Origin of the sequence: Streptomyces sp. NPDC048473 (assembly GCF_043200155.1) — a bacterium.
Lineage (GTDB): Bacteria > Actinomycetota > Actinomycetes > Streptomycetales > Streptomycetaceae > Streptomyces.
Map to the genome: position 1 here is coordinate 1 of NZ_JBICXE010000100.1, position 11,674 is coordinate 11,674.

Sequence of the window (11,674 nt, forward strand, 5' to 3'; positions counted from 1 at the left end):
CTCCGCCACACCGGCCGCGACTACCACCGGCCCCTACGAGCCCTCGGTCTCACGTGACGAACCCAGACAGATCTCGATCATGCAATGACCCTGGCCGCCTCCACCGTGGCGAGGTCGCCTCAGACGACACTGAGTGGTCATCTTCGGCCGCTGCCAAGTGGCCTTGAACGGCCCGAAAACTGCCCCGGCCTACCGCTTCTGCGCTTTGAACCAGCGGATCGCAGTGATGACCAGTCCGGCGACTGCGATGATCGTGACAGCTGCAGCGATCTCGGCGCCCAGGTCCATTGCTCCGAACACGTGCGTCTCCCCTCGTTGAGTGACTGCAGTCGCCTGCAGAAACGCGCTCGCGTTCTCGCGTGGGATGACCATGGCATGCCGTCCGGCGCTTGCGGCATCCAAGGCGAAAGTCTTGAGGATCTTCTGAGGTCGACAGAGCAGGATGCCTCTAATCCCTGGCTCCAGCCGGAATGGTCAGCGACGGCCATGCCGGCCACGACGAAGCCGCGGAGGGACGCTGTCGGTTGCTGGGGTTGCGATACGGCCCTGCGATACCGCAACCCCGGCCTCGATCACTGACCGACGCGCTCGACGGTGTGCACTGCAGCTGTCCTGCCCGGTTTGGCGTCGGGCGTGATCAGGGGTCGTACGCTTGCCGACAACTCGGGCAGGCTGTGATCCTGCCCGGAATTTGAACGAGTGGCCCCCTGGTCCTGCTCGACGCGGGACCGGAACCGGGAGGTGGCTAAAGCCGTGGAGCCGACCGCCCCAAGCCACAGCGGGTTTCTCCCCACAACGGGCCTTGCTCCAGCCGCGCGACCGGCGTAGCCGGGGAACGCGCGGCGAGCGGAACGAAGCGCTTGGCAGACACGGGTGACCTTGGTCGAGACCCCGTCCAGCAGGAGCTTCGCCAGTTCACACAGCCCGCCAACTGCCCGCCGGCACCATCAGGTTGGAAAGGGCTCCATGAACCGCGCCCCTGTTCGGCTACGGTCGGGCAGGGGGCGCTTTCGCGCCTATTCCAAAACACGTATCGATAACCCCTAAGAGTGAACACTCTGGCCGAAGACACTCGCATAACCCTTTCTGCGTCACAAGGGATTCACATTCCTTGCAATGATCCTCTCGCTTCGCACCTTCCTCGAAGATTTCAGGAAGGTTCACGAAAAGGGGACACTCTTGCTCAAGAACAAGAAGGTTCGCACGGCTGTGTGGTCGAGCGCCGCCGTGAGTCTCGTGGCAGGTGTGACGTGGGCGGGCACGGCATCGGCTGCCGCGCCGGCCCCCACCAAGGTGACGGCTCCGTATGCGCAGGCCGCTGCGGTGATCAACGCCGATGGCAGCATCAACAGGGCGAAGGGCATCGCGAACGTTACGAAGCCGGCCACTGGGCGTTACTGCGTCGAGCTGGAAGACAAGGACCTGGACCTCACCAAGCTCACCCCGGTGGCCACCCTTCAGTACACGTCCTTTGAGTACGGGATTCGTATCTCGTTCTGGCCGCACCCCGAGTGCGGGGGACGGAAGGACACCATTCACGTAATCACGGGAATGCCGAACAAGTGGGAAGATCTATCGTTCTCGCTCGTAGTCCCGTAACGAAATTACGGTTAAAAGGTGAACCGACAGAGCGGCTTGGCCCCATAGCTATGCAGGGTCTTCCCGTTGCGCTGCCTGCCCGCTCCGCTTCCAGCCGCGCGCGACCGGGCAGTATGGGCGTGATCACCGCGCCCCCTTCCGCCGCGCGCGGGAGGGGGCGCTTTCGTGCGTCCAGGGTCAGTCGAGCGGCGTGGACCGGTGTGCTGCGGCAGTGGCATCGATCCGGGCCGCGAGGTCAAAGTCAGCCTCGGTCAGCTTGCACTCGGCGTCATGCGTCGTGACGGCGAAGTGCAGCGCGCTCGGCGGCTTCCGTCGCGGGGAAATCGTCGGGCTCCGCCGGGAAAACCTCGACCTCGACAAGCGAGAGATCCGCGTTCGTACCCAACGCCGGCGTGTCCGTGGTGAGGCGTACGAAGATGATCCCAAGGGACGACGCAGGAAGCAGACGCTCCCCCCTGCCCGCTGTCTGCCTCGCTCCCCTGCGCTGGCAAAGGATGCAGCAGACAGCCATGCGCAACGCTGCCGGTGACCAGCGGGAGGAGAGCGGCTAGGTCTTCACCACCCGAACCGGCCGACCCGTCGAGCCGCGCAACCTGTACCGCTCGTTCACCCGCGCCGCTCAGCCCGCCGGGCTCCGCGTCATCCGGCTGCACGATGCCCGCCACAGCTGCGCGACCCTGCTGACCGCCGCCGGGGTCGCTCCCCGCGTCGTGATGGAGATCCTCGGGCACAGCCAAATCGCCGTCACGATGAACGTCTGCACCCACGTCGTCCAGGACACTCAGCGCGAGGCCGCCCGCCTCACACCCCAAGCGACCGTGACTGACTGCTCGATCTGGCACGGATCTGGCACGCGCGGCGCCTCATCCCGGTGTCCGCATGGCGTGGCTGATCGCGGAGGCGACGTCGTCAGCGACGTGGGTGGGCCGGTAGGAGTCCTGGGTCCAGGGCTGACCGTCCGTCACCCACACGCTTCGAAGCCCGAGCGTTTCGGCGCCGGCGATGTCGGCATGTGGTGAATCGCCGATGACCCACGCACCAGGCAGGGGAATGCTGACGGTTGCTGCTGCCGCCTGGAAGATTTCCGGTTCCGGCTTCTTGTGGCCGACGGTCTCGGAGATCACCCAGCCGTGGACGAGTTGGTCGAGCCCGGTGTTACGGATCTTTGCTTCCTGCTGGACGGTGCGGCCGTTGGTGACGATCACGCAGGTCCAGCCGTCGGCCTGTGCTTTGCTCAGCGCCTCGCGGGAGGAGTGCGCCAGGACGACGTGGTCGGCGACGCCGTTGTCGAGAAGGCCACGGATAGCGGTGGTTGGCACCACGTCGCCGTATCGGTCGGTCAGGGCTGCGGCGACTTCATCCCGCGCGGTATAACCGCTGGCGTCAATAGCCGTCACCCACGTGAGGTCGGAGTCGGGCAGGCCGTGCTGGACAAGGAAAACGGCGACGGCGGTACGGAAAGCCGCATCGCGGTCGACCAGAGTGTTGTCGAGGTCCAGCAGTAGCAACGGCATGACCGGCAGTAGATCACGGGCACTGGCTTCGGGCGGGTGGGCTTCCCGTCCTGCATCGATGAGCTCGGCTGCATGGAACTGGACCGCCACGGCGCCGAACTCCTCTTCCTCCGGGCCGTCCCATGCACTGACGTCATTTCTCGTGAACATCCCCGAGGTTGTCGACCTCCATCTGCTGCCCAAAACCCCGGACAAAGCGCTGCTGCTGAAAGCGAACGAAGCCACACGTGGACTGTACGGATCAGCCACGGTTGTTGGCAGTCGGTGTAGTTGCTGTACTTCTCTGTTGTACTGCTGGCCCTGGGGCGGACCGATACGGGGCGGTGGAACGGTGAGCGTAGGCAGTCGCGGAGTGCTGGCAGTCGTGGGTACGGCAGCCGATGGAATCGAGACGCTGCGCACCGGACTGGTGGAGCCAGCCATTGCCCTCGGCTGGCAGGTAGCCGTGACCCTGACGCCGAATGCCGGCCGATGGCTGAGGGCGAACGGCGAGCTGGACCGACTGGAAGCACTGACCGGCCTGCCGGTGCGGGATACGCCCCGCCTGCCGACTGAGCCTCGCCCACACCCTGTTGCCGACTGCTACGTCGTCGCCCCGGCAACCGCGAACTACGTCGCCAAGCTCGCGACGGGCGTCGCCGACAACCAAGCCCTGACACAGGTGAGCGAGGCGCTCGGCACGATCGGCGTCCCCGTCGTGGTGTTCCCCCGGGTCAACGCAGCTCACGCAAGGCATCCGGCATGGCAGGGGCACATCGAGACACTGCGGAAGGCAGACGTGGATCTTGTCTACGGTCCTGAGGTCTGGCCCTTGTATGAACCTCGCGAGGGTCCAGAAGTTCGAGAGCTGCCCTGGACCACGATCATGGAGTCCATCCAGGAGGTGGCGACCGATGCTTCTCGCCGGTCGGACTGAGCCCGCTCCGGGCCCGTTCCTGCTGGTCTGGGGCTTGGTGGTGATCGTGGTAGGGGGAACCCTTACAACGAAGAGGGGAGCCGCTCGGATTCATTCCTTCGTCGTGAACGGCCTGGAGCAGAGTCCCCTGCAGCACGCCAAGGCACGTGCGGTACCTGAGGGCTGCTTGCGTTGCGTCGGCGGGTTCCTGGCCATCTGCGGAGTGGTGGCGGTGCCCGTTGCGCTGGTCATGATGATCCGTGGCTGAAGCCCTGGTCGCCGGGCCGCTCACGCATGCTCTTCGCTCCCCAACCACCCCGCACGCTTCAAAATCCAACGGCGAACGAGTGGCCCCCTGGCCTTGCTCGACGCGGGACCCGAACCGGGGAGGTGGCTAAAGCCGTGGAGCCGACCGCCCCAGCCACAGAGCGTTTGCCCACCCCCGTGCCGGCCGTTTCTCTCGGGTAGGTGCCGCGCTCGGTGCGCCGCCGCACGGCCGAGGGCAGCCGGGGCGGAGACAGAGGCAGCCCGCGGCCGGGGGCCGCGGCGCGCGCCGCGCTTGCGCGGCGCCTTGAATCCGTGGAGAAGGTTTCTACTCACTCAGCCCGCCGCCAGCCGATGCGCCTGAGGAACTGCCGTCAACTTCTGCCGTCAACGCCCCCGCAGCGGCTCGCTGCGGGGGCGTTCTGGCTGGTGGGCGCAGACGGTTTCGAACCGCCGGCATCTGCTTCGTAAGTTCGATCGCTGCGTGGGGCGACCTCACGGAACGGGCCCTTATGGCTGTCTGCCACTGCGGGCAGAGTTGCCGTTGTCTGCCCTCGTTCAGCGGCGTTGGTGTCAACCGGTGATGCCAGCCGGACGATCTGCGCCCGCCGGGACCCGCCCGGTGCCGGCGCGGCGAGTGACCTGGTCGGCTAGCCGTTGACGCAGACGTTGCCCGTCGCCGGGTTGAGCAGTCCGATGACGTTCACGGAGTTGCCGCAAGCATTGACCGGGATGTCCACCGGTGCCTGCACCACATTGCCGGAAAGCAGACCGCCCGAGCCCGTCGCGGTGCCCACCGCTGCTCCCTTTTTGTTGACGGTCAGGGTCGCGGGGTCCGGGGGATTCAAGCCAACCGTGGTGATCGCTTCGGGGCGGTTGACGTAGGTGCCCGGCTTGTCGGCGGTGACGTTCACCGTGACCGTGCAGGACTTCTCGCCGGCGGCCAGGTCGCCGCCGTCCAGAGCAACGGACGCGCCCCCCGCCGTCGCGGACACCGTGCCGTTGCCGCAGGTCGTCGATGCGTTCGCGTTCGAAGCCACCTTCACTCCGGCGGGCAGGTTGTCGGCGAAGCTGAAGTCGTTCTTCGCCGCCAGTTCACTGGTGTTGGTCACCGTCATAGCGAGTGTCGAGGTGCCACCCTGATCGATCGTGGCAGGATTGAACGCCTTGTCCAGCTGCGGAGTCGCATCCAGGATCCGGATGTTGTCGAATGCATGGTCATTACCGAACCAGTCGCCTTGCCCATTGACCATCTTGATGCCCAACTGGCTGTCGTTGAACAGTACAGCTCCGTTGCTGGAGAACGCCCCGGCCCTCAACCCGCTTCCTCCGGGGTAGGGCTTGGAGTTGGGATCGGCGCAGGGATTGATGGGGGTGGTGAAGGTAGGGATGTCTGACCCGTTGCCTGTCAGATAGAACTTCAGCAGCGGAGGAGCCGCTTGGTCGCAATTCACGGCGGCTACGTCCACTGCGAAGGTGATGTAGCGGTTCGGCTTCGCGATCGGGATCGGCTGCTCGGTCCGGAACTCCACCCGGTCGGCGCCAGGTGGCACCCAGTTGGTGTAGGCCGCGACCACGTGGTTGGTCGGCGGATTCGTTCCGCCTACCTGTCCCAGCGCATTGGCCATGTCCCTCAATACTGCCGGGCAGTCAGGCTGATCAGCACCGGTCTGATCGAGGATGATGCCGTTGCACTGTCCGTGGTCAAGCCACGGGGGATCGGCTGTGTATGTCTCGTTGAGCAGTGGAGCGCCGACGTAGTCCTCCAGGAAGATCGGAGTCTCGCCTGCGTTTTCGAAGTCTTCGACGAACACCGTGACCGGGGCCTGCGGGTCCCCCGGAGTGCCAGGTGCATGCCGGGCGTTCACACCCGGCGACATAACCAGGGCCTGGGCTTGAGAGGCCAGCGGGGCACTCGCGATCGCAAGTGCTACCAGGGACACCGATGCAGTGCGCGTGCGCCAGGAAAGCTTAACTGCGGAAATTTCCACCATCTCTTTTCCAATCACCACGGCGTACAAGCAACAGCGGACATGGGCAGAAATGGCGCAGCCCAGACCATTAGCTATGCACCCCGATAGGCAGGTCGCCTTAATTCCAGCACACGCCCTCAAAAAATACGACCAGCGACCTCGACGACTGCATCTTTCACCGCGTTGGCCGAACTGGGAACGGACACCGTGGGCTTATATCGGAATTTCATCCAGCAATTTAATGCCTAAATGCGCGCCTCCCAGAAATTGCCAGTGAGCTCGAATTGAAGTCAGTCGAACGGGTTTGGCCGGTGGCCTGCCCGGTCTGGGGTCGAGCGTGATCAGGGGGCCGTACGCTGGCCGGCAACTCGGGCAGGCTTTGGACCTGCCCGCAATGTGCACGAGTGGCCCCCTGATCTTGCTCGCCGCGGAACCCGGACCGGGGAGGTGGCTAAAGCCGTGGAGCCGACCGGCCCCAGCCACCAGGGCGGTTGCAAAGTCACGGTGAGTGCGTGAACGTGCAGGTCACGGCGGTATGACGTTGTCGGCTGGAGCGCCACGAACGCAACGAAGCTCCGGTTGATGCCGGTGACCGATCAAGTCGCCTGCACCGCCCGGAGCTTCGATGTGCCGTCAGTCTGCCAGCGTCTGTCTGATCAAGTCGTCCACCCGTCAGCATCAGTTGATCGGACCGCTGGCCCAGCGGCTGGAGACCTTGGCCGATCCCCGGCATCGGCGCGGGAAGCGTCACCCGTTCGTGAGCGTGCTGCTGGTGGCCTGCTCGGCGGTCCTGACCGGGGCCTGTTCCTTCGCCGCGATCGGCCAGTGGGCATCGATCGCCCCGCAGGAGACGCTCGCCCGGCTCGGAGCCCGCACCGCGACCGTCTTCAACGTGCGCATCGCGCCGAGCACGGCGACGATCCGCCGCATCTTGAACGCCGCCTGCCCCGGCGGTCTCGCTGACCTGCTCGGATCTGATCCAGCAGGCGCCGACACCCTCGCGGCGGACGGCAAGAGCGCCCGCGGATCATGCCACGGCGAGACCCCGGCCGCCCATCTGCTGGCCGCGATCACCGGCGCCGGCCTCACCGGGCACCCAGCTGCGAGTCCCGGACAAGACCGACGAAATCACCTGCTTCGCCGCCTTGCTGGAGCCGTACGACCTGACCGGTGTCACGATCACCGCGGACGCTCTGCACTGCCAGCGTGGTCATGCCCACTTCCTCGTCGAACAGAAAGAGGGCGCATTACGCCTTCACCGCCAAGCGCAACCAGAAGAACCTGCACCATCAACTCGCCACCCTGCCCTGGGCGAAGGCGAGCGCGAAGTTCTCCGACCGTACCGACGCCCACGGACGCCTGGAGACCCGCGTCGTGCAGGACCTGACGGTGAGCGATCTCGACGTCGACTTCCCCCGCGCCACCCAGGTCGCGAAGATCATCCGGCACCGCACCCAGCGCAAGAACGGCAAGCGCAGCCGCGAGACCGTCTACGTCATCACCGACCTGACCAGCCGCCAAGCCTCACCCGAACACATCGCGAAAATCGCGCGTTCGCAATGGACCATCGAGAACCGACTCCACTTCGTCTGCGACACCACCTTCGCCGAGGACGCCTCCAAGGTCCGCACCGGACACGGCCCGGACAACATGGCCACCCTCCACAGCTTCGCCATCAACCAACTCCGCGCGACGGACCGCACGAACATCGCCGCCGGACTCCGCGAGATGTCCTACAAACCCTTCCGCCGCCTCCTGGACCTCCTCGGCCTCACCTGACCTGCACCGATCCAAGAGCAAAAGGCTTTGCAACAGCCCTGAGCTCATAGGGCACTGCTATTTAGCCAACTCGACATCATCAGCGAATGATCAAGGAGGGGACATATTGACGCGGATCCCCATCACGTTCAGCAAATCTGTCTCCAGAACACCACCACAATGAGGCAAGTGGCTGAAATCTTACACTTGGTGAAAATGAATAACCGCGTTGACTCGAAGTGATCATGCATGTAATTTTCGATTACCTGTTCTTCACAAGGAGCACACATGAGATCCATACGTACGACTGCCCTACGTGGCCCGGGTTGGCGCATCAGTACCGTAGCGCTCGGTGCCGTGGCAGTGCTCGGCATTGTCGCCGCGCCGGCTCAGGCGTCGTCCTGGAGCAGCAAACTGGTAGGTGCTGCACCAGGCTTCGAATCCCGTCACTACGCTGATGACGGCGGTCCCACCAACGTCAAGTTCACCAATTGCAAGGATGACTATTCAAACAGTAGGGTCAATATTGTCCTTCGTAAGGACACTTTGGGGCCGGACCCCTATTACTCGACACACACGTACACTGCGTGTTTCACAGGGGGGACCTCTTCGGGCAACTGGGACGACCACGGCTCTGGTACTTACTACTGGGCCGTGAATGATGGCCTGGTCAACGTGCACGTCTGGGCCGATCCGGTCGCAACATACTACTGAGCACCTCTCCTTCCCCTGGGGCGCGTTCGTGCTGTAGGAGCGCGCCCCAAGGGAAGTCCCTTTCCTGCCCTTGAAAGACTCACTCCATGCCCCTGCACTATCAGTCCTGCACCTTTCGTTACGGACGGAGGTCACGTCCGGTTCTCGACCGGCTGGACATCGCTTTCTCCTCCGGCCATACCGTCCTTCTCGGTCCCAACGGCGCAGGCAAGAGCACCCTTCTTTCCCTCGGTGCCAGCGCCGCGATGCCGCAATCGGGACGCGTCCTATACGGAAGACTCGACTCGGCCAGCCGCAAACAGGCGCGGTCCTACCGAGGCAAGATTTCCTGGCTGCCGCAACATCCTGGATTTCTCCCCGGGCTGACATGTAGGGAGCATGTAGCTTATGTGGGATGGCTCAAGGGTATGCGGGAAAGCGAAGCTTGGCACGCGGCCCCAAAGGCGATAGAGCGAGTCGGCCTCACCGAAAAGATCAACAGTAAAGTAAAAAACTTGTCCGGCGGCCAGCAGCAACGGATCGCTATCGCACAGGCACTCGTTCATAACGCTGAACTTTTGCTTCTCGACGAGCCGACCGTTGGGCTCGACCCCCACCAACGACGCCGGTTCCTCGACTTGCTGATTTCGCTGAGGGGAAACGTCCATGTGATCGTCTCTACTCACGACATCGGCGACCTCGACGAAGCTTTCGACGAGGTAGTGGTCCTCGAATCAGGGAAACCGAGGTTCCGGGGCACCGTTGAGACATTCGCCGGCCACGCCGACCCGGATTGCGCGCCTGGCCGACGCTTGGAGAGTGCCTACGCGTCGCTCCTGGAGGCGGCCGAATGATTACCTGGGCAAATCTTCGCGCCTCGGCCGCACCCTGGCTGGCGCTCCCCATCTTGATATACGCATACCTGTATATCGACGACGCCACGTTCACCGAACCTTCGAAGTATGGGGTTCAGTCCGGTGAAACGGCCGCATACGCCGTCGCGATCATTGCCCCGGCAGTGGCTGCGGCTGCCGCCTGGGAGGCGGGTCGGCACCGCCGGCTCGGCGCATTGAGGATCACCGGCCAACGCAGCGCACTACCGCAACTTCTGCGCGCCACGGCCCCGGTCCTGATGCTGCTGGCCGTACTCGTCACGTCGGCGCTCGTAATGGCTCACCGCGCAGTGGGCGTGCTGCCCAGCGGGTCCGGGTGGCTCGCTGTGGCGCACCTGATCGTCATTTCCCTAGGTTGGCTGGTCATCGGCTGGTGTCTCGGAGGCGTCCTGCCCAGGAGTATCGCGGCACCCGCTGCCGGTATCGGCTGCTGGGCGTGGCTGTCCGTCCCTCAGGCGACGTCCAACCCCTGGGTGCGTCACCTGGGTGGCTTCATCGACAGGCAGTCGAGCGTCACCGATCTGATCTCCCCGGCTGTTTATCTGGTGCCTTGGGGCGTGGTCACCGGCCTGGCCGTCACGTTCTGGCTCCTGGCCCGAAGGCGCCGACGCGCCTTGGCGGTCGCTGTGGCCTTCGCCGTGGCGGCAGTCACCTTTATCGCTGGCCATGCTGCGGTGGCCAACTGGGGCTACGGCACTCCGACACACCCCCGCAACGTCGCTCTGGACTGTACCGGGAAGGCACCGAGGGTGTGTGTACCGCCGGAATACGAGCCTTACGCCCGACAGTTGCGCCAAGAGGCCCTGGCTCCGGTCAAACGGCTGAAGGACGCCGGCATATCCGCCCCGGACGAGCTGCGCGTCGCCTCGGCGACGGTTCCACTCAGGTCGGGTACCTGGCCGTTGTACTGGTCTCTGCCTCCGCGCGGCGCTCACCAGGACACCGTCGAATTCGACGCGAAACTTGGGGAGTCTGCGGTCACCGGGACAGCCGCCCGCGCAGGAATTGGGGTCTGCCAACAACCGGGCTCCCTCCCCGCCGCATGGGCAGCTCTGGTGGCCGGACTCAACGAGAAGGGCATACAGGAATCGCTGACACCTCAGGACTGGGCGACACTCCAAAAGGTCCGAAGGCTTCCCGCTGAAGAGCAGGTCGCCTGGTTCACCCATGCTGCCGTGAGCCTGAAGCACTGCGGCAAGGTTCACTCGTGAACCGATATGCGATCACTGTGCGCCGCTGGTGGACCATCCCCGCTGCGCTAGCCCTGCTCGTTCTCGTGTGCTGGGCGGTGGGGACGAGCACAGTACCCGTCCCGAGCCTGACCAGGGGTGCGGGAGGCGCCCAACTTGCCTACTTCACACCCCTTCTCGTCGTCATTGCCGTCATGTACTGCCTGGAACGGCAGTTGCACGAAGCAGAGACCACAGCGGCCCTGCCTGTTCGTCGGTTCGATCAAGGTGCCGTCATTCTCACCGCGGTCTTCGCACACGCGGCCGGACTTATGGTGGGCATGGACATCGCCCGCAATGTCACTATCCTTCTCGGTATCGCGCTCCTCGCACGCCGCCTGGCCAACGAAGCTACGGCAGCGGGAGCAGGGCTGATGTTTCTCATCATCAACATCGTTCTCGGCCGCGTCATCGGACCCAACGGCCACTCAACGCATGCCTGGTGGGCGATCGTGCTCTATCCTTCCGGCAACATGCCCGCTTGGCTGGTGGCGGTTGCCCTGTTCGCACTTGCACTCCCGCTTTCATTCTCACGGACATTGGCATCTCGTTGATGCCGGATCTGTACGCTCAACCACTCGTGAGCAAACGCCTTGATCGCATGATCGGCGAAGCTCTCCGAGTGGCTGCCGTACTGGCTGGACAACATCATCAAGCCGCGCCGCAAGCGCACGACGTACGCGAAGTACGAGACGCACATCCGGCTCTACCTCGTGCCCATGCTCGGGTCCAAGCGCCTCGAATTGCTGAGCGTTGCCGATGCAGGGTCATTGCATGATCGAGATCTGTCTGGGTTCGTCACGTGAGACCGAGGGCTCGTAGGGGCCGGTGGTAGTCGCGGCCGGTGTGGCGGAGG

General features: G+C 64.4%; 10 protein-coding genes and 4 pseudogenes. 11 read left to right on the forward strand and 3 right to left on the reverse strand.

What is annotated here, in order from left to right:
- Positions 1-1,116 precede the first annotated feature (1,116 nt).
- Entirely contained in the window at positions 1,117-1,599 is a 483-nt protein-coding gene (locus tag ACGFU7_RS46250; protein ID WP_393704655.1) for a hypothetical protein, read from the forward strand.
- A 304-nt stretch (positions 1,600-1,903) separates the two neighbouring features.
- Positions 1,904-2,393, forward strand: a pseudogene (locus ACGFU7_RS46255) (tyrosine-type recombinase/integrase); the annotation flags it as partial.
- A gap of 69 nt (positions 2,394-2,462) precedes the next feature.
- Here the strand turns inward: ACGFU7_RS46255 and ACGFU7_RS46260 are convergent.
- Entirely contained in the window at positions 2,463-3,113 is a 651-nt protein-coding gene (locus tag ACGFU7_RS46260; protein ID WP_393704669.1) for an HAD family hydrolase, read from the reverse strand.
- A gap of 27 nt (positions 3,114-3,140) precedes the next feature.
- Here ACGFU7_RS46260 and ACGFU7_RS46265 point away from each other — a divergent pair.
- Both ACGFU7_RS46265 and ACGFU7_RS46270 read left to right on the forward strand, forming a co-directional pair.
- Positions 3,141-3,221: pseudogene (locus ACGFU7_RS46265) on the forward strand (AAA family ATPase); the annotation flags it as partial.
- A gap of 256 nt (positions 3,222-3,477) precedes the next feature.
- Positions 3,478-4,029: a flavoprotein gene (locus ACGFU7_RS46270; RefSeq protein WP_393704657.1), complete on the forward strand. Its 552-nt coding sequence runs from the start codon at positions 3,478-3,480 to the stop codon at positions 4,027-4,029.
- An 893-nt stretch (positions 4,030-4,922) separates the two neighbouring features.
- Here ACGFU7_RS46270 and ACGFU7_RS46275 read toward each other — a convergent pair.
- Positions 4,923-6,284 (reverse strand): chaplin family protein, encoded by a 1,362-nt coding sequence (locus ACGFU7_RS46275; protein WP_393704659.1) that lies wholly within the window; start codon positions 6,282-6,284, stop codon positions 4,923-4,925.
- A gap of 586 nt (positions 6,285-6,870) precedes the next feature.
- On the opposite strand from ACGFU7_RS46275, the pseudogene ACGFU7_RS46280 reads away from it, so the two are divergent.
- Positions 6,871-7,146 (forward strand): annotated as a pseudogene (locus ACGFU7_RS46280) (transposase family protein); the annotation flags it as partial.
- A 184-nt stretch (positions 7,147-7,330) separates the two neighbouring features.
- On the opposite strand, the gene ACGFU7_RS46285 reads toward ACGFU7_RS46280, so the two are convergent.
- The gene (locus ACGFU7_RS46285) at positions 7,331-7,459 is read right to left on the reverse strand and encodes a hypothetical protein (RefSeq protein WP_393704670.1); all 129 of its coding nucleotides are present in this window, start codon (positions 7,457-7,459) and stop codon (positions 7,331-7,333) included.
- Between ACGFU7_RS46285 and ACGFU7_RS46290 the strand changes: the two genes are divergently transcribed.
- The 6 genes and pseudogenes from ACGFU7_RS46290 to ACGFU7_RS46315 form a co-directional block, all read left to right on the forward strand.
- Complete coding sequence (locus ACGFU7_RS46290) at positions 7,458-8,024, forward strand: ISAs1 family transposase (RefSeq protein WP_393704661.1); 567 nt, start codon at positions 7,458-7,460, stop codon at positions 8,022-8,024. The two genes, ACGFU7_RS46285 and ACGFU7_RS46290, sit on opposite strands and share 2 nt — an antisense overlap.
- A 336-nt stretch (positions 8,025-8,360) precedes the next feature.
- Positions 8,361-8,717 (forward strand): hypothetical protein, encoded by a 357-nt coding sequence (locus ACGFU7_RS46295; RefSeq protein ID WP_393704662.1) that lies wholly within the window; start codon positions 8,361-8,363, stop codon positions 8,715-8,717.
- 86 nt (positions 8,718-8,803) lie between these two features.
- Positions 8,804-9,550 (forward strand): ABC transporter ATP-binding protein, encoded by a 747-nt coding sequence (locus ACGFU7_RS46300; protein ID WP_393704663.1) that lies wholly within the window; start codon positions 8,804-8,806, stop codon positions 9,548-9,550.
- A 365-nt stretch (positions 9,551-9,915) separates the two neighbouring features.
- Positions 9,916-10,800, forward strand: a complete 885-nt coding sequence (locus tag ACGFU7_RS46305) for a hypothetical protein (protein ID WP_393704665.1) — start codon at positions 9,916-9,918, stop codon at positions 10,798-10,800.
- Complete coding sequence (locus ACGFU7_RS46310) at positions 10,797-11,372, forward strand: hypothetical protein (protein WP_393704667.1); 576 nt, start codon at positions 10,797-10,799, stop codon at positions 11,370-11,372. The genes ACGFU7_RS46305 and ACGFU7_RS46310 overlap by 4 nt, the downstream gene beginning before the upstream one ends.
- A 51-nt stretch (positions 11,373-11,423) precedes the next feature.
- A pseudogene (locus tag ACGFU7_RS46315) lies at positions 11,424-11,579 on the forward strand (site-specific integrase); the annotation flags it as partial.
- Positions 11,580-11,674: the final 95 nt, after the last annotated feature.